Genomic DNA, 20,990 nt, shown 5'->3' with positions numbered 1-20,990 from the left:
CGGACGGGATTGCGTCCTCTTAAACGCCATTCGCGCCAGGCAAGACTCCCATTGGGCCAAGCCCTAACTAAAACAGGATTACTCATGTCCTTTGCTTCCCTCGGTCTCTCCGAGGCTTTAGTCCGCGCCATCGAAGATGCGGGCTATACCGAGCCTACTCCGGTGCAACAGCGGGCCATTCCCGCCGTGTTGCAAGGTCGCGACCTGATGGTTGCGGCACAGACAGGTACCGGTAAAACCGGCGGTTTCGCCCTTCCGATCCTGGAGCGGTTGTTCCCCAACGGTCACCCGGACAAATCCCAGCGTCATGGCCCGCGCCAACCGCGCGTACTGGTCCTGACCCCGACCCGCGAACTCGCGGCCCAGGTTCACGAGAGCTTCAAGATCTACGCCCGTGACCTGAAATTCGTCAGCGCCTGCATCTTCGGCGGCGTCGGCATGAACCCGCAGGTTCAGGCCATGTCCCGTGGCGTCGACGTGCTCGTCGCCTGCCCGGGTCGTTTGCTCGACCTCTGCGGTCAGGGCAGCGTTGACCTGTCACACGTGGAAATCCTCGTCCTCGACGAAGCCGACCGCATGCTCGACATGGGTTTCGTGCACGACGTGAAGAAAGTCCTCGCACGTCTGCCGGCCAAGCGTCAGAACCTGCTGTTTTCGGCGACCTTCTCCAAAGACATCACCGACCTCGCCGGCAAGCTGCTGCACAACCCGGAACGCATCGAAGTGACGCCGCCGAACACCACGGTCGAGCGCATCGAACAACGCGTATTCCGTCTGCCGGCCAGCCACAAGCGTGCGCTGCTGGCACACCTGATCACCGCTGGCGCGTGGGAACAGGTGCTGGTGTTCACCCGCACCAAGCACGGCGCCAACCGTCTGGCCGAGTACCTGGACAAACACGGCCTGCCGGCTGTGGCGATCCACGGTAACAAGAGCCAGAACGCGCGCACCAAGGCACTGGCTGACTTCAAGGCCAACCAGGTACGCATTCTGGTCGCCACCGACATCGCCGCGCGCGGTCTGGACATCGACCAGTTGCCGCACGTGGTCAACTTCGAACTGCCGAACGTCGACGAAGACTACGTGCACCGTATCGGCCGCACTGGCCGTGCCGGTCGCTCGGGCGAGGCGATCTCGCTGGTGGCCCCGGACGAAGAAAAACTGCTGAAAAGCATCGAACGCATGACCAAGCAGAAAATCGCCGACGGCGACCTGATGGGCTTCGATTCGAGCACCATTGAAGCCGAGAAGCCGGAAGCCCGTGAGCGTCCGGACATGCGCAACCCGCGTAACCCACGTGGCCCGCGCGGCGACGGCCCGAATGGCGGCGGTGGTGGTGGCGGTCGTAAAGACAAAGGCAAAGACAAGGGCAAGGAAAAACCGGCCGGTGAACGTGGCGAGCGCCCTGCCCGTCAGCAGAAGCCGCGCGAAGGCACGCCGAGCCGCGAACAGCGTCCGAGCCAGCCGCCACGTGCAGCGGCTGATCGTGCACCGGACGAGTTCCTCGACGACGATATCGATAACTTCGGTAACCGCGTTGACTACGTGCCGAAGCCGGCTCCTGCCGGCGGCCGTGGTCGTCGTCAAGGCGCACCGGCTCAAGGTGCTGGCGCAGGTTCCGGCGCACCACGCGGCGGTCAGTCGCAGGGTCGTCAGAACGGTCCGCGCAACAGCAACGGCTCGAGCACCGGCACCCCGCCAGCCAAACGCAGCGGCCCGCGCAATGGCGCACCGCGCGATGGTCAGTCGGGCCGTCGTGACGAGTCTTCGTCGCGCAATCGCCGTCCGGCCCGTGACGATCAGCCACGCAGCGAGCCTGCCGTGCAGAACCCGCGCAGCAATGGCCCGAAGATCATGCACAAGGAATCGAAAGCCGACCGCTTCCCGACGCCTGAGCAGCTCGATCAACTGCCAAGCCGCCCGCGTGGCGAGAAACCAGCCTTGCTGACCCGCAATCGCTGATTTCACGCCGCAATGAAAATGCCCCGACTCGAAAGAGCCGGGGCATTTTTTTTGACTTGTGGAAATCGCAAGATCACTCAACTCCCTGTGGGAGCGGGCTTGCTCGCGAAAGCGTCGGATCAGTCGAGACCTCTGGTGAATGACACACCGCATTCGCGAGCAAGCTCGCTCCCACAGTGGATATGCGCTGGTCTCAAGTCATGTGACGGACAATAAAAAACGCCCCCAGCCTTGCGACCGGGGGCGTTTTTGTGTGGCGGCGAAAGTTATTTCGCTTTCACACCTTCAAACGAAACATACAGCTCGACCGCATCGGACTTCGGACCGAGGTCTTTCTGCTTGCCGAAATCGGAACGCTTGATGGTCGTGGTGCCTTCGAAGCCGGCACGGTAGCCGCCCCATGGATCCTTGCCTTCGCCCAGGAAGGTGGCCTTGACGACGACTGGCTTGGTCACGCCCAGCAGGGTCAGGTCGCCGGTCACGTCAGCAGTGTTGGCACCGGTGGATTTGACGCTGGTGGAAACGAAAGTGGCCTTGCCGAATTTGCTGGCGTTGAGGAAGTCATCGCTGGCGATGTGCTTGTCGCGCTCGGCGTGGTTGGTGAACACGCTGGCAGTGTTGACGTTGAACTCGATCTTGCTGTCTTCAGGCTTGGCAGCGTCGAAGCTGAACTTGCCGTCGATGTCCTTGAAGGTACCGGTGATGTAGCTGTAACCCAGGTGGCTGATCTTGAAGTCGACGAAGGCGTGCTGGCCTTCCTTGTCTACTACGTAGTCAGCAGCCATTACGTTGGCGGACAGCACGGCAGAACCGATTGCCAGAGCGGCCAGAGTCTTTTTCAACATGCTTTCTTTTCCTTTGAGTCGAGGTTGAACTTCAGGCTTTGCGACCGAGCATTCGAGTGAGGGTCGCATCACGATCGATAAAGTGGTGCTTCAATGCTGCCAACGCATGGAGACCGGAAAAAATTACCAGCGCCCACGCCAGCCAGAGATGAATCACCCCAGCGGTATCTGCCTGATCCGGTAGCCCGGAAACCAGTGCAGGAACTTCAAACAAGCCAAACACCGGGATCCCGACACCGTCTGCGGTGGAAATCAGGTAACCGGCAAGCATCACAGCGAACAGCGCCAGATACAGAAACCCGTGGCCAAACTTGGCGCCGATGCGGGTCATGCGGCTGTAGCTTTGCAGCGTCGGCGGCGGTGGGCTGATAAAGCGCCACAACACCCGCAACACCATCACACCCAGCAGCACCAGACCGATGCTCTTGTGCAGATCCGGCGCGTCTTTGCGCCAGCTACTGTAGTAATCCAGGCCAACCATCCAAAGGCCCAGCGCGAACAGCCCGAAGACCGCCAGCGCCACGCCCCAGTGCATGAAAATGCTGACCCAACCATAGCGCGAAGAAGAGTTACGTAGCTGCATTGCCCAAATCCTGTGAGAACTGCGAACCAAGACTAGCGAGTTATCTATCGAATTAAAGCGGAAAATTTTGCTTTGAAATATCGAGAAATACGATCAAGAGTCTGGAAGTGGCGTGTTAAGGAAAGATTAAAGGCGATTACGGCGTGGGACGTCTGGACAAATGATCGTTGCTGAACTCTCGGGCGCCTGCACAAGCGCAAGCAAAGGTGGCCGAGGGAAACGGCCGAACGGGACAGCGTTATTCAAGTAACCGGCCCTCTATTCATGGCTGATTAGTTATGAAGTACCGCCGGCGGTTGCAGACAATCGGCGCTGTAGGGATCTATCTGGCATTTATGCGCGAGCTCTGAACTATAACCGCCAGGAAAGAAACGCCCGTTGGAGCAACCGGGAAGTGCAATCAGCAAAAGCATGAGCGTGAACGTTTTCATCAAGTGCCTCCTATTTTTCCCAGCATAGAATTGGCGCCGGGGCACCCGCTATCACCTCACTCTGAGTACTTTGTGGGAAGGCTCCGGTACACAAGTAAGCTCCGTGACCGGATGGCGAAGGACAAAAATGCAGGAAAAAAAACGCGACCCGAAGGCCGCGTTTTTTATTGAAGCAAAGGCTTACTGCGCCTTCGTCTCAGTGGTGGCAGCAGGCTTGGCCGCTGGCTTCTTCGCCGGCTCAGCCTTCTTCGCTGCCGGTTTCGCCGCAGGCTTTTTCGCGTCGGTTTTCGCAGCAGGCTTCTTCGCTGCAGGCTTGGCTGCCGCTTTTTTCGCCGGTTCAGCCTTCACCGGTGTCGCAGGCTTCGGCGCTTCCACCGGAGCTGGCGCAGGGGCCGGGGTTGGCGCAGGCGCTGGAGCAACCGGAGCTGGAGCCGGCTCTGGCGCCTTCACAGGCTCAGGCTTCTTCTCGTCATCCGAACCGCCAAACAGGTTGCTGAAGAAGTTGCCCTTCTTCGCCGCCACGGCACCCGCCGCACCCGCCGCGCCTGCCGCGGCTGCGGCCGGCACGACTTTCGCCGGTTCAAACGACTTGCCCGCCGCCAGATCTTCAACCTGACTGGCCGCACGCTGACCGGTGCGCAGTGCGCCCTCCAGCGTGCCCGGGAACAAGGTATCGGTGTGTTCGCCGGCGAACGTCACGCGTTGCAGCGGACGTTCCCACAGGCGCCAGAACTTGCTGATCTGGCCCGGACCGAAGGCCAGGTAGGCGCCGCCCATCGACGGGTCGGTGCTGTAGCGACGGATTTCATAACCGGTGAACGAGCCACGGGCCTGTGGATAAAACGCGTGCAGGCGGATCAACACCTGATCGACCATCTGCTTGTCGCCGAACGCCTGCATCACACGGGCGTTGTCGCCAGACAGGTTGATCACCACGTTGGCGCCGCCCTTCAGGGCTGGTTCGATCCAGAGCATGCCGAGGCCGGCGTTGCTGTAAATCTCGCCGGACATGCGCGCCTTGCTTTCCCACACCGGCGTCTTGAACTTCAACATGATCTGGTCGCGCCAGCCGTAGTTGGTGCCTTTGATTGCAGCCAGATGCTGAGCATCCAGTGCCGGGGTCAGGGCAATCTTGTTCAATGCGCGCAATGGCACGGCCAGCACCACGTAATCGGCCTGGTAACCGACGCTGCCAACCTTGACGGTCACGCCGTCCTTGTCCTGGGTGATGGCGGACACTGGCGAGTTGGTCTTGATGGTTTTGATCTGTTTGACGAACGCCTGCGCCAGCACCTGGCTGCCGCCGACCAGACGCGAAGCACGCAGGTCACGGTCGGAGATGCCGCGATACACGCGGTTCTGCTGAGCGAAGTACAGCAGCGACAGACGCGAAGGTTCGTCGTAGTGGGTGCGGATGTCCTGATTGATCAACTGACGCGCGGTGGCTGGCAGGTTCTGCTTGTCGAGCCAGCTCGACACGTTGATCTGATCCAGTGCGTGCAGGGTGCTGGTCGCCGCCGGGTTCTGCGGGTCGTCAATCGAACGCGCCAGGTCATCGAGGGTTTTCTGGTAGCGCTTCAAGGCATCGGCGGTGGCCGGTTGCTTGGTTGCCAGATCCGCGGCAGAGAAGTACTCGCCGTCGATCAGATAACCTGGGGTACGCACGAATTCCGGTGCCGGCGTGGTACCGAGCTTGAAGGTCGAGACGTACTTGTTCAGCACTGGCTGGGTCTTGTCGTTGCCGATCCACTCGCTGGTGGCCATGCCCGAGCGGCCGCCCAGGCTCGGCTTGGCTTCCAGCAGCGTGACCTGCCATCCCTTGTTTTGCAGTTCGTAAGCAGCAGTCAGGCCCGACAGGCCGCCGCCGATCACAATTGCGGTTTTATCCTTGGCCAGCGCCGTAACGCTGAACAGCCCCAACATCACCAGCGCACAGGCGCGCAGCCAACCGACAGACATTCAGCGAACTCCGGAAATACACAGAAAAAAGCAGTTGTGCGGGTCAGACGACCCAAAGAACCGCGAAGAATACGTTAGCCATCAAAACGCCGCCAGCGACGTCTATCGGCTCATACAAAGTAGCTCAATCGACACAATGGGTTGTCCCCGCGCGATGCATTGCATAGGCTTGCGCGATTGTTTGCCCGCGCCTGTCGCGAGCCGCCTCGAGGAGACTGTAAATGGGCCTGAATAACCAGTGGATGCAACGCGATCTCGCGGTGTTGTGGCATCCCTGCACCCAGATGAAAGACCACGAACAGCTGCCGCTGATCCCGATCAAGCGCGGCGAAGGCGTCTGGCTCGAAGACTTCGAAGGCAAGCGCTACCTCGACGCGGTCAGCTCGTGGTGGGTCAACGTGTTTGGCCACGCCAACCCGCGCATCAACCAGCGCATCAAGGATCAGGTCGATCAGCTGGAACACGTGATTCTGGCCGGTTTCAGCCATCAGCCAGTGATCGAGCTGTCCGAACGTCTGGTGAAGATGACCCCGCAAGGCCTGAACCGGGTGTTCTACGCCGATAACGGTTCGTCCTGCATCGAAGTCGCGCTGAAAATGAGCTTTCACTACTGGCTCAATCGCGGCCAGCCGAACAAAAAACGTTTCGTCACCCTGACCAACAGTTACCACGGCGAAACCATGGCGGCGATGGCGGTCGGCGACGTGCCATTGTTCACCGAAACCTACAAAGCGCTGCTGATGGACACCATCAAGGTGCCGAGCCCGGATTGCTACGGGCGCCCCGAGGGCATGAGCTGGGAAGAACACTCGCGCAATATGTTCGCCGCCATGGAACAGACTTTGGCCGAGCATCATGACAGCGTTGCGGCAGTGATCGTCGAGCCGCTGATTCAGGGCGCGGGCGGCATGCGCATGTATCACCCGGTCTACCTCAAGCTGCTGCGCGAGGCCTGCGACCGCTATGGCGTGCACCTGATCCACGACGAAATCGCCGTCGGCTTCGGCCGCACCGGGACGATGTTCGCCTGCGAGCAGGCTGGCATTCGTCCGGACTTCCTCTGCCTGTCGAAAGCCCTGACCGGCGGCTATCTGCCGCTGGCCGCGTGCCTGACCACCGATGAAGTCTACAGCGCGTTCTACGACGACTATCCGACCCTGCGCGCGTTCCTGCATTCGCACAGCTACACCGGCAACCCGCTGGCCTGCGCGGCAGCTTTGGCGACGCTGGATATCTTCGAGCAGGACAACGTCATCGAGAACAACAAAGCCCTGGCCCAGCGCATGACCTCGGCGACGGCGCATCTGGTCGATCATCCGAACGTGTCTGAAGTGCGCCAGACCGGCATGGTCCTGGCCATCGAGATGGTCAAGGATAAAGCCACCAAAGAGGCCTACCCTTGGCAGGAACGTCGCGGCTTGAAGGTGTTCCAGCATGCGCTGGAGCGCGGCGCGTTGTTGCGTCCGCTGGGCAGCGTGGTGTATTTCCTGCCGCCCTATGTGATCACCCCGGAGCAGATCGACTTTCTGGCCGAAGTGGCCAGCGAAGGCATCGACATCGCCACACGTGACAGCGTCAGTGTGGCCGTGCCGAAAGACTTCCATCCCGGCTTTCGCGATCCGGGTTGATTCAGCTTGTTTGAGATTTGCGGTGTTCGAACTGCCGCTTTCGCGAGCAAGCTCGCTCCCACAGGGGAATGCATTTCAAGTGTGGGAGCGAGCTTGCTCGCGAATGAAGTCGACACCGATCCAACGGATTCACATCTTTTCAGAGACCCGAAATGAGACTGTCCCGCTTCTTTATCGACGCCCCCCTGAGCACCGGCGAACACGAATTGCCCGAGGCCCAGGCGCATTACATCAGCCGCGTACTGCGCATGGCCGAAGGTGATGCGGTGCAGCTGTTCGACGGTTCCGGCCACGAGTTTCGTGGTTCGCTGGTGGAAGTCGGCAAGAAACGCGTGGTGGTGCAGATCGACGAACAACTCGCAGGCCAGGTCGAGTCGCCGCTGCACATCCACCTTGGCCAAGGCCTGTCCCGGGGCGAGCGGATGGACTGGGCGATTCAGAAAGCCACCGAACTGGGCGTGAATGAAATCACCCCGATCTTCAGCGACCGCTGCGAAGTGCGACTGAAGGATGAGCGCGCCGACAAACGCCTGCTGCACTGGCGCCAAGTGGCAATCAGCGCTTGCGAGCAATGTGGTCGTTCGCGGGTGCCGGTGATTCATCCGCCGGTGTTGCTGGCGGACTGGATCAAGCAGACTGAAGCCGAGTTGAAACTGGTGCTGCACCCGGTGGCTGAGCCGCTGGTGAGCCATGCCAAGCCGGCGACGCTGGCGTTCCTGATCGGGCCTGAGGGTGGGTTGACGGATGCTGAGGTTGAACAGGCCAAGGGCAACGGCTTCCATGCTGCCCGGCTTGGGCCGCGGGTGTTGCGGACAGAGACTGCGCCGGTGGTTGCATTGGCGGTGGCTCAGCAACTTTGGGGTGATTTTTAGGGCCTCTTCGCGAGCAAGCCCGCTCCCACATTGGATCTTCAGTGAACACAAAATGTGTATCCACCCAAGTAACCATGTGGGAGCGGGCTTGCTCGCGAATGGCAGCGCCTCGGTCTAACCGTTACTCCACAGGATCGCTGACCGGTTTGGCGATAATCGCCTTCAACTCGCTGGTCATCGGAAACTCCAGGTTCAACCCCTTCGGCGGAATCGGCCGTTCAAACCAGCGCTGATAAATCCCGTTGATCTCACCCGAACGGTACAGATCCGCCAACGCGCCATTCACCAGCGCCAGAAACTGCGGATCGTCCTTGCGCACCATGCAGCTGTAGATTTCCCGCGACTGCTCCTCCCCCACCACCACCCAGTTGTGCGGATCGCGCGCCTTGGCCCGCTCGCCGTAGAGCAGCGCGTCGTCCATATAGAACGCCGCTGCACGTCCCGACTCGAGCATCTGGAACGCCTCGCCGTGATCCTTGGCGCTGATCACTGACATGTCGAGTTTATGGTCGTGGTTGTAGCTCTTCAGATAGCGCTCATTGGTCGTGCCCGCCGTGGTCACCACGTTCTTGCCGCGCAGATCATCGAAGCTTTTGATGCCGCTGTCCCTGGCCGTCAGCAACTGACCTTTGACGTAGATGAAACCATAGGAAAACGACACCTGTTTCTGCCGCTCGGCGGTGACGCCGGTGGAGCCGCATTCAAGGTCGACCGTGCCGTTCTGCACCAGCGCAATCCGCGTTTGCGAGGTGACGAGGCTGTACTTCACCTTCAGCTCCGGCAACGACAGTGTCTGCTGGATGCGCTCGACAATCTTGCCCGCCAGATCCACCGAATAGCCCATCGGTTTACCAGTGTTATCGCCCACGTAAGAGAACGGCACCGAGGCATCGCGATAGCCCAGGGTGATGCTGTTGGCGCTGGCGATCTTGCCAAGCGTGCCGGTCAATGGCGCCTCATTGGCGTGGGCCTGAGCGCCTATCAGCAGTCCCAGCGTACAGGCAAGCAACGTGACTTTTTGCATTGTTATTCTCCGTTGTCGATGTGGTTGTTTTGAACGGTAGAGCGTTGATCAATCACGCCGCACGAGGATTGAAACCGTGCAGATCAATCGACGTATGTTGTTGGCCAATCAGCTCACTGAGCAACTGTGCGCTGCCGCAGGCCAAGGTAAAACCAAGCGCACCGTGGCCGAGATTGAGCCATAGATTGCGATAGGCCGTGGCGCCTAGGAGTGGCACACCGGTTGGCGTAGCCGGACGCATACCGGCCCACTCGACAGCGGCGTCGTAGTTTCCGGCGTCGGGAAACGTGTCACGGGCCTGACGTTTGATCAGCGCCAATCGTTGTGGATCAACCGCCGGATCGAAGCCGACAATATCGACCATCGCCGCCACGCGCAGCTGTTCGCCGATACGTGCGTAAACGATCTTGCGGTCGTAGTCGGTGATGCTCACGTCCGGCGCGCGGTGTTCGCTGCCGATCGGCACGGTCAGGCTGTAGCCCTTCAGCGGGTACAGCGGTAAACGCAGACCGGGCAGCGCCAGCAGTGAACTGCGATGGCCGGCGGCGATGACCAGTTGCTCGATCGGCAGCGTTTCATCGCCCAATTCGATAGCCGTGACCGCCCCATTGCTATGCCGGATCGCGGTCACCGCTTGGCCGAATCGAAACTCGCAACGCCCCGACGCCCTCAAGCGCACGGCCAGTTGCTGACAGAAACCGTGGCAGTCGCCGACCTCCTCATCCGGCGTGTAGATCGCGCCAACAAACGGTGCATCGGCCAGCGCCGGCTCCAGTTGCGCGCACTCGCTGGCGGACAACACCTGCTGTTGCTGCGGATCGGCCAAACCTTTACGCGCATGCTCAAAGCTGCCGGCATTGCGGAAGGTCACCAGTTTGCCGTTGCGTCGCCAGTTGAATCCGTCCATTCCCTGGTCCTCGCGCCAGCGCTTCAATGTGCTCTGGCTGAACAGCGCCAGCCGCAACAGATGCGCGGCATTTTCACGGTTGACCGACGTGCGGCAGGCGGCGAGAAACGACGCCATCCAGCGCCATTGCGCCGGGTCCAGACGCGGACGCAGCTTGAGCGGTGAATCGCCGCGCAGCATCCACCCAATCGCTTGCACCGGCACACCGGCATCGGCCAGCGGCGCAACGTAGCGATAGGACAACTGGCCGCCGTTGGCAAAACTGGTCTCGGTGCCGAGCGAATCACGCGCCTCGATCACCGTCACCGCAAAGCCGTCGCGCACCAGCGCATACGCCGTTGTCAGCCCGATCACGCCACCGCCGATGATGCACACACGCTGAGCCATTGCTGCCTCTGAACCCTGCTAAAGACGGTTGCGAGGTTAGCGCCAGGTGACAGCTGCCGAACAATGAATAAAGATGCCTGAACCATAAACAAAGGTTATGGACTCGCCATGCGCCTACGTCACATCGAGATTTTCCAGGCCATCCGCCAGACCGGCTCGGTCAGCGGCGCGGCGCAGTTGCTGCACGTCTCGCAACCGGCGGTGAGCAAAGTGTTGCAGCACGCCGAACAACAACTGGGGTTTCCATTGTTCCTGCGCGTGCGTGGCAAATTGCAGGCGACTCCAGAGGCACTGGAACTGGAGCGCGAAGTCGACAAGGTCACGGAAAGTCTGCAGAGCGTGCGGCGCCTGGCTCAGAGCCTGCGCCGCGAGCCGGGCCACAGTTTGCGCATTGGTGCGACGCCAGCGCTGGCCTTGTCGCTGCTACCGCCGGCAATTCACCAGTGGACGACGCGTTATCCGGACATCGCTTGCGAACTGTCCAGCGCCCACAGCCGTGAGCTGATGCAGAGTTTGTTGATGCGCGAGGTGGATGCCGCGTTGACCTTGCAAATGACCGATCACCCGGGATTGAAGGTGCAAGCGCTGGCATCGGGGGTTTTGGTCGCGTTGGCGCCGAAGGATTTCTGGCCGGTTGAGACGGCAGGAAAACCCTTGCCGTTGATGGCGCTGGCGGGGGTGCCGTTGATTGGTTTGTCGAGTGCCGATCCGTTGGCGGCCCGGCTCGACAGTTATCTGGAAGCGGTCGAACCGCCACCGCTGGTGCGGATTGCCGTGCAGACCTATTCACTGGCGCGGGCAATGGTGGAATCCGGCGCGGGGGTGGCGGTGATTGACCCGTTCACGGCCCTCGGCGCATCTTCGGCGACCACCACCATTCGCCCGTTGGCTCCATCGCTGCCAATCACGCTGTACGCCGTGACCCGCGCCAGCGAACCACCGCCGCATACCCTGAGTGACCTGCTGAAAATCTTCAGCGATCGCGCACAAGAACAACTCAATAACCTGAACCCTGCACCACTCTAAGGTGAATGAAAATCCTGTGGGGGCTGGCTTGCCAGCGATGACGGAGTGTCAGTCGACTCTTATGTTGATTGATCCACCGCCATCGCTGGCAAGCCAGCTCCCACAGGGTCTGCGGTAATTTAGAGGACATAAAACAGAATCGCCACAAAGTGCAGCAGACTCCCGGCGATCACGAACAAATGCCAGATCCCGTGCGCATGCCGCAACCGGTGATCAAGGGCAAAAAAGATAATCCCCACGGTGTACAAAACCCCACCCGACGCCAGCCAGGCAAACCCGGTCGTGCCCAGCGCCGCAATCAACGGTTTCACCGCCACCAACACGATCCAGCCCATCACCGCGTAAATCACGATCGACAGAATCCGCGCCTCCGAACGCGGTTTGATTTCCTGCAGAATACCGATCAGCGCCAGCCCCCAGACAATCCCGAACAACGTCCAGCCCCACGGCCCGCGCAGGGTCACCAGGCAGAACGGCGTATAACTGCCGGCAATCAGCAGGTAGATCGAAAAGTGATCAACCTTCTTCATGATCGCTTTCTTGCGCCCGCGCACGCTGTGGTACACGGTCGAGGCGCTGTAAAGCACCAGCAAGGTAAACGCGTAAATCGCCACGCTGACAATCTTCCACGGGCTGCCGTCGAGGCAGGCAATCACCAACATCCACACGCCACCAATAAATGCCGCCACCGCCCCGACCAGATGGGTCCAGGCGTTCAATCGTTCTCCGTGATACATGTATTGCTCACCTCACATTCGTTACCGCAGCGCGCAAGGCTCGGGCCTTGAGCGTAAAAGCGCAATGTTTCTGTTCAACACCAGCCTGCACATGTCGTGGTAATTGGGCACAATCGGCCGATACCAAAAAGAGTCCGCGCCATGCTGATCGACGAAGAGTTGACCCTGAAAAAACTCGAGGTGTTCCTCGCCTTCATGCGCACCGGCAACCTCAGCCGCGCCGCCGCCGAGTTGCAGACCAGCAACGTCAGCGTTCACCGCGCGATTCATTCACTGGAAAGCGCCCTGCGTTGCCCGCTGTTCAAGCACGAAGGGCGCAATCTGACGCCGCTGGAAAGTGCCTATGTATTGGAGGAACGCGCGCAGAAGCTGATCAACGACGTCGTCGAAAGCGTACGTCTGACCCGCGAAGCCGCCGGGTTCTCCGCCGAGCGCTTCAAACTCGGCTCGTTGTATTCGCTGACGGTGAAGACCGTGCCGCAACTGATCATGGGCCTGAAAATCCGCCGCAGCGAACTCAATATCGACCTGATCCTCGGCTCGAACATCGACCTGCTCTACAAGCTGAAAAACATGGAAGTCGACGCGATCCTGGTGTCACTGGACGAGAGCATCAACGACCCGGATTGCGAGCAGATTGCGTTGTTCTCCGACGACATCTTCCTCGCCACCCCGGCGGACTCGAAGTTTGCCCAGCGCAGTGAAGTGGATCTGGCTGAGGTGCGTGATGAAACGTTTATCACGCTGACCCAGGGCTTTGCGACCCACCAGGATGGCGTGCGGGTATTCAAGCAGGCGGGGTTCGAGCCGAAGGTGGCGATGCAGGTGAATGACATCTTCACGCTGTTGAGCATGGTCAGCTCGGGGGTGGGTTATGCGTTGCTGCCAGGAAGGATTGCGGCGGTGTATGAGAACCGGGTGAAGCTGATTCCGCTGCAGGAGAAGTACCGGTTGCAGCAGCACATTGGTGTGGTGTTCTTGAAGGCCAAGGAGCGGGATCCGAATTTGCTGGCGTTGTTGGCGGAGTGTCGGATGTATGCGAATCGGCAGGGTGGGGTTTAGATCAAGATCAAAATCAACAGCTACCCCCTCACCCCAGCCCTCTCCCCCAAGGGGGCGAGGGGGAAAGGGAGCAGATCGGGGGTTTTTCAGAACCTGAGTTCGACTCAGGATTTTCAGGTCGGCGTACCTCCAACATCCCCCGCGGTCAGTCCCCTCTCCCTCCGGGAGAGGGCTAGGGTGAGGGGCTTTTGATTTTCAGCCCACAATCCCGCGAACAATAAAAAACAACAACGACGGCCCAAGCAAACACCCAAGCCCGGTATGAAACGTAGCCGTCAACGCCCCATAAGGCACCAACCGCCGATCCGTCGCCGCCAGCCCCGCCGTCACCCCACTCACTGTCCCGGCCAAACCACCAAACACCATCGCCGAACGCGGATTATCCAGGCCCATCCAGCGCGCCGCCACCGGCGTACCCACCATCACCAGAATCGCCTTGATCAACCCGGTGGCAATCGACAGTGCCATCACATCCGAGGTCGCGCCAATCGCCGCACCGGTCACCGGCCCGACGATATAAGTCACCGCGCCCGCGCCAATGGTGGTCATGCTCACCGCATCGCGATAACCGAACGCCCAGGCCATGCTCGCGCCGACAATGAACGGCAGGATCGTGCCCAGCAGCAGCGCAATCACACCAATCATCCCGGCCTTCTTCGCCTCGGTCGCCTGCACTTCAAACGCGGTGGCCACAATCGCAAAGTCACGCAGCATCGCCCCACCCATAAGGCCGATACCAGAGAACAACGTCAGATCCGCCAGGCCCTTCTGCCCGCCGGTCATGGTGCCGCCGACCCAGGCCAGCACCAGACCAATAACAATGGCAATCGCCGAACCGTGAATGCGTCCGAACGTCAGGCGTTTGGACAGAACCACCGACACCCACATGATCACGCCGACGAAGGCGAATGCGGTGACCAGCCCGTTATGTTCCAGCCCTTTTTCGATGAGATCCCACATATCAGCGACCTCCTACTGGCGTGCCGACCGGAGAAATTTCCGCCGGTTCGTCAGGCAATGGTTCGCCTTTATGCGTGCGGCTGATCAAAGCAATCGTGCAACCACAGACCACCACCGAACCGATCGCCGCCAGCACCGCCACCGGACCGCCGTGCAGCGCCGTGACAACGTTCTGTTGCGCGGCCATCGCCACCACCACCGGAATGTACATCGCGCCCCAGAAGCCGACGCCCATCTCGCAATCCTTGGTCATGCCGCCGCGCTTGTGCATCCACAACCGCGCGCAGATCAGCAGGATCATGGCGATGCCGACCCCGCCGACGTTGGATTTCACGCCCAGCAACACGCCGAGCATGTCACCCATGATCACCCCTGCCAGCGTACAGATCGCGAGCAGCGCCACACCGTAAATAATCATTGTTGTAGTCCTCAAAGTGCATCGTCGAATGTTGTTTTTGTTGTTCGAAGCTTGAGTCGGCGGTTTTAGAGTTGGCGGCCATCCTCCTCACGCAGCAGCGCCTGCAAGGTGTCGAGCCGCGCACTGTCGAAGGCAGTGACCGTGCCCTGCTCGAACACCCGGCGCGCCAGCCCGGTCAGCACCGCACCGGGCGGCAGCTCGATCTGTAATCGTACGCCGCGCTCGTAGGCGCTTTGCACGGTGCCGCGCCAATCCACCACGCGGCACATGTTGAAGGCGAGGTCGTCGCGCAGCGCTTCTACTTTGGTCACAGGGCGCGCGCGACTGCCGCTCAGGTAGGCGATCCGAGGGGTTTTCAGTTCAACCTTGGCAAAGGCTTCGGCGAGGGTTTGCGCCGGTGTTCCCAGCAATGGGCAGTGCGACGGCACGCTCACTGCCAAACGTTTTGCCAGACCAGCGCCGCGACTGCGCGCCAGTTCGGCCACGGTTTGCATGGCCTTGTCGCTGCCGGCAATCACCACTTGGTTATCGGCATTGATGTTGGCCAGATACACCGGCGAGTCTTCGCTGTGTACCTGTGCCAGCAGCATTTCGACTGTGGATAATTGCAGGCCGATGATCGCGGTCATGCCGTAGCCTTGTGGATAAGCTCGCTGCATCAGTTCACCGCGCAGGCTGACCAGATGCAACGCATCGCTGAAGCTCAAAGCGCCGGCAACCACTGCTGCCGGGTAAGCGCCGATGGACAGGCCGGCGACGTAATTCGCCGAGAGTCCGTCCTGCAACAACTGCCGAGATGCAGCGACGCCGGCAATCAGCAGGCACAGCTGAACGGCCCTTGTCGTGCGCAGCGCTTCGCTGGAGTCAAGCAGCGAGACATCTTCGCCGAGCACATCGCTGGCCTCGGTCAACGTTTCCCGAGACACGCGCTGAAGCATGCCGGCTTGCTGCGCGCCTTGGCCGGGAAATACCAGCAGGCTGCTCACGCTGCCTGCTCCTGCGGGTTCCATGGATCACTCACCAGACAGGCTTGATGCTCGTTTTTCAGCAGCACGCGTGCAGTTCCGCTGGCCCATTCGCGCAGTGCGACAGCACCGAACGGCGTCTGCAACTGCATGTCGATCCGGCACTCGGCTTGATCGAAAATCTCTACGAATTTACGAGCCTGATTACGCGTGATCAGCTGCGGTGTACGCAGAATCAGATCGAGATCGCTGGCCGCGTGCATCGCGATAAAACCACTGGCCAATTCAAACCCGACACTGCCGCTGACACCCCAGACCCAACCGCAATCGTCGAGCATCGGCCGCAGTTGTTTGAGCGCCTGCATGACCGGCAGATCGCGCTCGCTGCCGACGTGACACAGCGCCTCCGGACTGACCCGACAGGCAATGGAATCCAGCGCCATAAACGCCGCCAGCCGTTGCTCGCGCAACACACCGCGCACGCCCACCGCGACAAAACCTTCTTCGCTCAACGCCCGCCGCACCACCACCGGTTGCCCGGCGTCCAGTGACTCGACCGCCCACTGTGGCGCATCCGCCGGCAACTGCGCCGGGGTCATGCCCCAGAGCAGGTCGTGGGCCAGAGGCGTGTTCACCACTGCGCCCTCAGCAATTCGCGAACCTTGCTGGAGGCCGCACGGTTTTTCGCGCCGAGTCGATTGCTCAAGTCAGTACCGGAGATATCGCCAATGGCCTGCTTCAGGCATTCGTTAACCCTTGATAGATCCTCGGCCGTCGGCTGTTCAATCTGCTGCACCGACAGGGTTTCCCAGAGCAAGCCAAGGCTGGCATAACTGTCGATGTCATAGGCCATCGGCGGCACACTGGCGGCCAGCGCTTCCAGCTCTTCAACACTGCGCAACGTCACCCGCGCTGCCGACGCCTTGCCCATCGCATGCACCATCACGCCCGGATCACGCAGCGCAATCAAACGGTTGGCCTGATAACCATGCGCGAGAAATGCCCCGGACATCGCCTTACCGACCAGCAACGCAATCACCGGATGCCCGGCCAATCGTGCGCGGGCATAACTGTCCGCCGCACCGGCCAGCGCCTGGTGAATACCGAGGGCTTCTTCGCGACGACCGTAAGCCTGGCTCGGCACATCGACGATGGCGATGATCGGACGCTTCTGCGCTTTACCATGGTCAGAGCTGATCGCGTCATCCACAGCCTTGGCCAGACCCCAGCCTTCGAGCAAACCGACTTCGCCATTACGAGCGCGAGGGAAACGATTGTCCGGGTCAGCGACCACAGCGATAAAACGCCCCAGCTCACCGTCGGCAACCTTCAACGATGGCGGCAGCCCTTCGACACTTTTAGCGCCCGCGCTCAACGCGTCGAACCAGTTCAAACCACGCAGCGAATAACCGCTCATGAGCGCTCTCCTTGATACAGATCGCGAACCACCGACGGTTCGATTTGCGGGTCAGTGTTCAGACTGCTCAACTTCTGCAGAAACCATTCGGCACGTTGACTGCGCGGTAGCTTTGACAAACCTTGTTGGAGCAATTCGCCGACCTGCTGACGAATCTTCGCCACGTCATCGGCGACATATCGATCGACCAGTCCACTGGCGAAACGCTGCTCGCCGCCAGTCAGACTCCAAATAAAGGGCCGGTCGCGAGAGTCGTATTCCTCGATCCCGGCTTCCTGCTCGATCACCTGCGGGCCGTTCAAGCCGAGGCGTGCCTCCTGAGTCACCAGCAAATAACTGCACAGAGCAGCGGCAATCGACATACCGCCGAAACACCCAACGCTGCCCGCCACGACGCCGACCACCGGTTGGTACTGCTGCAAATCGACAATCGCCGCATGAATATCAGCAATCGCCGCCAGCCCGAGATTGGCTTCCTGCAAGCGCACACCACCGGTTTCCAGCAACAGCACAGCGCGGGTCGGAATGCCTTTGCGGTTATCTTCAGCGGCCAATTCCAGCGCGCCGGCAATCTTCGCCCCGCCGACTTCGCCGAGGCTGCCGCCCTGAAACGCACCTTCAATCGCGGCAATGACCACCGGCAAACCATCGAGGCTGCCCTTGGCAATCACCACCCCGTCATCGGCCTGCGGCACCACGCCCTGACGTTCGAGCCACGGCGACATGACCCGTTGAAACGGGTCGAGCAGTTCACGAAAACTGCCGGCATCGAGCAAGGCCTTCGCCCGTTGCCGCGCGCCGAGTTCGACGAAGCTGTGCTTGTTGAGCAGCTCTGTGCTGTCAGTCATGGCCAACCTCCTCGAAACCTTGTTCCAGGCGCAAGCGCACCACCCCCGGCGTCGCGCCGAAATCGTGGATATCGATGGCCATCGCCGGCGGCGTGGTGCCGTCGAACATCCGCGCAAACAGATGCTGCCAGCGCAGCTGCGCACCGTTCACCGATGTCTGCACATTGATCGTCAGCTTGCCGGCCAGACCCGGCTCGATCAGCACTTCCAGATCACCCGAGCCGACACAACCGACCAGCGCGCGACCGCGTGGCGGCTGCCCGGCGGGGAATTCAAACGATAGGGTTTCCATCAAAACGCTCCCTGATAGATGCCGTCGCGCTCGATGCGATCGAGCAGCAGCGTGGCGGCGAGCAAGTCGGCGGCGCCACCGGGCGAGGCATTCAATGCGATGAGTTGTTGATCGAGTTCGTGCAAGCGACGACGACCGCTGAGGCTGGCGCTGCCACCGGCGTCGAGCACGGCTTGCGCGCCGTGTTGCATGGCCTGCAGACCCTCTTCGCCGGCGCGGTAGAGCACGCAGGTGTCAGCGAGGTCAATCATGATCGCGAGCAAAGCGTCGAGCCTGGCGTTCTGTTCGCCGTGGCCGTTGGCGCGGCTGCGCTTGAGTTGCGGCAGACCGCGTTGCAACACCGAAGGGAAGCCGAGTTGTGCTTCTTCGCGAGCGCCGCGGGCGCCGTAACGCAGGGCGACTTGGGCGCCGTGGCTCAGAGGTTTGGGTGCGTAGCGATCATCCAGCAAGGCCAGACGTGCAGCACGCAAGGTCACGGCATTGGCGCTGGAAGATTGCGGATCAAGTGCAGCAGCCGTCACCAATAATCCCAAAGCCCAGATCGCCCCGCGATGGGTGTTCACGCCGTTAGTGGTCGTGAGCATGGCTTGCTCGCCTTCGCGACCGATGCGGCCAATCGCTTCGCGCAACGTTGAATCGACTTCGCCGATTGCAACCGCCGCTTCAGCCATTTCCTTGAACGCCGGCCACAACGCCAGCGCCGAAGCGTGCATCAGGCCCAGGTGCAGATCGGTGTGCGCGCCATTGCCGCGACGGTCGACCAGTGCCGGTTTCGGCGACAGATCGGCTTCGTCGATCAGCGCGTCCACCGCCAGATCGGCCAATCGCTCAGCCAGAGATATTGGTTTCGCTTGCAGGTTAAGTGCGTGCATTACCAGCTCCTGAATTTGGCGGGCGGGTTGTACAGGCCGCCGGACCACTCGACCAGATCGGCCACGCTTTTCGCTGCGAGCAGTTCGCGGGTGGCGTCGGTGCGGCGGATGCCGAGGTCTTCGGGCAAGGCGACCAGGCCTTCGCGGCGCATGCGTTCGGTGTCTTTCGGGTTGTGGCGCAGGCCGATGGCGGTGACACCCGCAACGGCGGCGATCATTGCCTGGCGCTCTTCCAGCGAGCGCGCCTTGTACAGGTAGGCGATGCCTTCTTCGGTGAGCAGGTGGGTGACGTCGTCGCCGTAAATCATGATCGGCGCCAGCGGCATGCCGCTTTTCTTCGCCACTTCCACGGCGTCGAGGGTTTCGACGAAGGTCGGTTTGCCGCCCTCCTGGAAGGTCTCGACCATTTGCACCACGAGTTTCTTGCCGCGTTCGAGCATCGGTTGCTGCGAGTCGTCATGGCGCATGTCCAGCCACGCCGGGGTGCCGTGACGGCGACCGCGTGGGTCGTGGCCCATGTTCGGCGCGCCGCCGAAACCGGCGAGGCGTCCACGGGTCACGGTCGAGGAATGGCCGTCGCCATCAACTTGCAACGTCGCGCCGATAAACAGATCCACCGCGTATTGCCCGGCGAGTTGGCAGAACATGCGGTTGGAGCGCAGCGAGCCGTCGCGACCGGTGAAGAACACATCGGGGCGCGCAGCGATGTAGTTTTCCATGCCCAGTTCGGTGCCGAAGCAATGCACGCTCTCCACCCAGCCGCTCTCGATCGCCGGGATCAGCGTCGGATGCGGGTTGAGCGTCCAGTTGCGGCAGATCTTGCCTTTGAGACCGAGGGATTCGCCGTAGGTCGGCAGGATCAATTCGATGGCGGCGGTGTTGAAACCGATGCCGTGGTTGAGCGACTGCACGTTGTGTTTTTCGTAGATGCCACGGATCGCCATCATCGCCATCAGCACGTGCACAGGCTTGATGTGCCGAGGGTCGCGGGTGAACAGCGGTTCGATGTAGAACGGCTTGTCCGCCACCACGACGAAATCGACCCACGAGGCGGGAATATCAACGCGGGGCAGCTCGCTGACGTCGTCGACCAATTGGTTGACCTGAACGATGACGATGCCGTCGCTGAACGCCGCCGGTTCGATCAGTGCGGGCGTGTCTTCAGTGCTCGGGCCGGTGTAGATATTACCGGCGCGGTCGGCCATGAAACCGGCCGAGAGCACGACGTTGGGGATCAGGTCCACCACCAGTCGGGCGTAGAGTTCGATGTAAGTGTGGATCGCGCCGACTTCCAGCAGGCCGTCTTCCAGCAACTGGCTGATGCGCAGACTCTGGGTGCCGGCGAAGGAGAAATCCAGCTTGCGGGCGATGCCGCGTTCGAACAGGTCGAGGTGCTCGGAGCGACCGACGCTGGGCATGATCATGTGCAGGTCGTGGAGCTTTTCCGGGTCGGCTTTGGCCAGCGAACGGGAAAGGAAATCCGCCTGCTTCTGGTTGTTGCCTTCGAGCACCACACGGTCACCGGGATGAATCAACGCTTCGAGCGCGGCGACGATCTTGTCGGTGGGCAACACCACACCGTCGGCCAGCCCGCGCACCTTGTCGAGGCGGCGCTGCTTCTCATCGCGCCGCCGCGTCCAGCGCGAGTCGGGGGAAATTGTTGTTGTCATGCTCACTCCACGGGGTTCGCTGTCGTGGAGCTAAGGTAGGCGTGTGGTATGGGGGCATCAATCAAGCGCGGCGGTGAATCATTACGCTCAGGGTAACGATCAAGAGCCGCCCTCACCCTAGCCCT

General features: G+C 61.0%; 20 protein-coding genes. 5 read left to right on the top strand and 15 right to left on the bottom strand.

Translation table 11 applies throughout. The features are described 5' to 3' along the window. The first annotated feature begins 84 nt into the window (after positions 1–84). Positions 85–1,962 carry a DEAD/DEAH box helicase gene (locus ACM6IV_RS15310; RefSeq protein WP_414870622.1) on the top strand — a complete coding sequence of 626 codons (1,878 nt, stop codon included), beginning with the start codon at positions 85–87 and terminating at the stop codon, positions 1,960–1,962. A gap of 266 nt (positions 1,963–2,228) precedes the next feature. On the opposite strand, the gene ACM6IV_RS15305 is transcribed toward ACM6IV_RS15310, so the two are convergent. From ACM6IV_RS15305 to ACM6IV_RS15295, 3 genes are all read right to left on the bottom strand, one after another. Next, positions 2,229–2,807, bottom strand: coding sequence for a YceI family protein (locus ACM6IV_RS15305; RefSeq protein WP_122612377.1), 579 nt, complete (start codon positions 2,805–2,807; stop codon positions 2,229–2,231). Positions 2,808–2,838: 31 nt separating this feature from the next. Beyond that, positions 2,839–3,390 (bottom strand): cytochrome b, encoded by a 552-nt coding sequence (locus ACM6IV_RS15300; RefSeq protein ID WP_414870621.1) that lies wholly within the window; start codon positions 3,388–3,390, stop codon positions 2,839–2,841. 611 nt (positions 3,391–4,001) lie between these two features. After that, entirely contained in the window at positions 4,002–5,780 is a 1,779-nt protein-coding gene (locus ACM6IV_RS15295; RefSeq protein ID WP_414870620.1) for a flavin monoamine oxidase family protein, read from the bottom strand. Between the two features lie 221 nt (positions 5,781–6,001). Here ACM6IV_RS15295 and ACM6IV_RS15290 point away from each other — a divergent pair, with 221 nt between their 5' ends. After that, positions 6,002–7,408 (top strand): adenosylmethionine--8-amino-7-oxononanoate transaminase, encoded by a 1,407-nt coding sequence (locus ACM6IV_RS15290; RefSeq protein ID WP_414870619.1) that lies wholly within the window; start codon positions 6,002–6,004, stop codon positions 7,406–7,408. A 152-nt stretch (positions 7,409–7,560) separates the two neighbouring features. Further along, positions 7,561–8,280: a 16S rRNA (uracil(1498)-N(3))-methyltransferase gene (locus tag ACM6IV_RS15285; RefSeq protein WP_414870618.1), complete on the top strand. Its 720-nt coding sequence runs from the start codon at positions 7,561–7,563 to the stop codon at positions 8,278–8,280. A gap of 121 nt (positions 8,281–8,401) precedes the next feature. On the opposite strand, the gene ACM6IV_RS15280 is transcribed toward ACM6IV_RS15285, so the two are convergent. Both ACM6IV_RS15280 and ACM6IV_RS15275 read right to left on the bottom strand, forming a co-directional pair. After that, positions 8,402–9,304: a transporter substrate-binding domain-containing protein gene (locus tag ACM6IV_RS15280; protein ID WP_414870617.1), complete on the bottom strand. Its 903-nt coding sequence runs from the start codon at positions 9,302–9,304 to the stop codon at positions 8,402–8,404. Positions 9,305–9,356: 52 nt separating this feature from the next. Then, positions 9,357–10,598 (bottom strand): D-amino acid dehydrogenase, encoded by a 1,242-nt coding sequence (locus ACM6IV_RS15275; protein ID WP_414870616.1) that lies wholly within the window; start codon positions 10,596–10,598, stop codon positions 9,357–9,359. 108 nt (positions 10,599–10,706) lie between these two features. Here ACM6IV_RS15275 and ACM6IV_RS15270 point away from each other — a divergent pair, with 108 nt between their 5' ends. Continuing rightward, on the top strand, positions 10,707–11,624 hold the full coding sequence (locus tag ACM6IV_RS15270) for a LysR family transcriptional regulator (RefSeq protein ID WP_414870615.1): 918 nt from the start codon (positions 10,707–10,709) through the stop codon (positions 11,622–11,624). A gap of 119 nt (positions 11,625–11,743) precedes the next feature. Here ACM6IV_RS15270 and trhA read toward each other — a convergent pair whose 3' ends face one another. Then, entirely contained in the window at positions 11,744–12,361 is a 618-nt protein-coding gene (gene trhA, locus ACM6IV_RS15265; RefSeq protein WP_038358773.1) for a PAQR family membrane homeostasis protein TrhA, read from the bottom strand. Positions 12,362–12,502: 141 nt separating this feature from the next. Here trhA and ACM6IV_RS15260 point away from each other — a divergent pair, with 141 nt between their 5' ends. Beyond that, positions 12,503–13,423: a LysR substrate-binding domain-containing protein gene (locus ACM6IV_RS15260; RefSeq protein ID WP_414870614.1), complete on the top strand. Its 921-nt coding sequence runs from the start codon at positions 12,503–12,505 to the stop codon at positions 13,421–13,423. Positions 13,424–13,618: 195 nt separating this feature from the next. Here the strand turns inward: ACM6IV_RS15260 and madM are convergent, their stop codons facing one another. The 9 genes from madM to mdcA form a co-directional block, all read right to left on the bottom strand. Further along, a complete protein-coding gene (gene madM, locus ACM6IV_RS15255) occupies positions 13,619–14,383 on the bottom strand; it encodes a malonate transporter subunit MadM (protein ID WP_414870613.1) in 765 nt (254 codons plus the stop codon). Between the two features lies 1 nt (position 14,384). Then, positions 14,385–14,801 (bottom strand): malonate transporter subunit MadL, encoded by a 417-nt coding sequence (gene madL / locus ACM6IV_RS15250; protein WP_414870612.1) that lies wholly within the window; start codon positions 14,799–14,801, stop codon positions 14,385–14,387. Between the two features lie 65 nt (positions 14,802–14,866). Then, positions 14,867–15,787, bottom strand: coding sequence for a malonate decarboxylase subunit epsilon (mdcH, locus tag ACM6IV_RS15245; protein WP_414870611.1), 921 nt, complete (start codon positions 15,785–15,787; stop codon positions 14,867–14,869). Further along, positions 15,784–16,404 carry a malonate decarboxylase holo-ACP synthase gene (locus tag ACM6IV_RS15240; protein WP_414870610.1) on the bottom strand — a complete coding sequence of 207 codons (621 nt, stop codon included), beginning with the start codon at positions 16,402–16,404 and terminating at the stop codon, positions 15,784–15,786. Before ACM6IV_RS15240 ends, mdcH begins: the two co-directional genes overlap by 4 nt. Further along, positions 16,398–17,183 (bottom strand): biotin-independent malonate decarboxylase subunit gamma, encoded by a 786-nt coding sequence (mdcE, locus tag ACM6IV_RS15235; protein WP_414870609.1) that lies wholly within the window; start codon positions 17,181–17,183, stop codon positions 16,398–16,400. Before mdcE ends, ACM6IV_RS15240 begins: the two co-directional genes overlap by 7 nt. Continuing rightward, positions 17,180–18,031 (bottom strand): biotin-independent malonate decarboxylase subunit beta, encoded by an 852-nt coding sequence (locus tag ACM6IV_RS15230; RefSeq protein ID WP_414870608.1) that lies wholly within the window; start codon positions 18,029–18,031, stop codon positions 17,180–17,182. Before ACM6IV_RS15230 ends, mdcE begins: the two co-directional genes overlap by 4 nt. Continuing rightward, the gene (locus tag ACM6IV_RS15225) at positions 18,024–18,323 is read right to left on the bottom strand and encodes a malonate decarboxylase subunit delta (protein WP_150706385.1); all 300 of its coding nucleotides are present in this window, start codon (positions 18,321–18,323) and stop codon (positions 18,024–18,026) included. The genes ACM6IV_RS15230 and ACM6IV_RS15225 overlap by 8 nt, the downstream gene beginning before the upstream one ends. Continuing rightward, a complete protein-coding gene (locus ACM6IV_RS15220) occupies positions 18,323–19,195 on the bottom strand; it encodes a triphosphoribosyl-dephospho-CoA synthase (protein ID WP_414870607.1) in 873 nt (290 codons plus the stop codon). Before ACM6IV_RS15220 ends, ACM6IV_RS15225 begins: the two co-directional genes overlap by 1 nt. Continuing rightward, positions 19,195–20,865 carry a malonate decarboxylase subunit alpha gene (gene mdcA, locus ACM6IV_RS15215; protein WP_236427394.1) on the bottom strand — a complete coding sequence of 557 codons (1,671 nt, stop codon included), beginning with the start codon at positions 20,863–20,865 and terminating at the stop codon, positions 19,195–19,197. Before mdcA ends, ACM6IV_RS15220 begins: the two co-directional genes overlap by 1 nt. Positions 20,866–20,990: the final 125 nt, after the last annotated feature.

Origin of the sequence: Pseudomonas sp. IT-347P (genome assembly GCF_949768005.1) — a bacterium.
GTDB lineage: Bacteria > Pseudomonadota > Gammaproteobacteria > Pseudomonadales > Pseudomonadaceae > Aquipseudomonas.
This window is presented reverse-complemented; position numbering and strand designations above follow the sequence as displayed.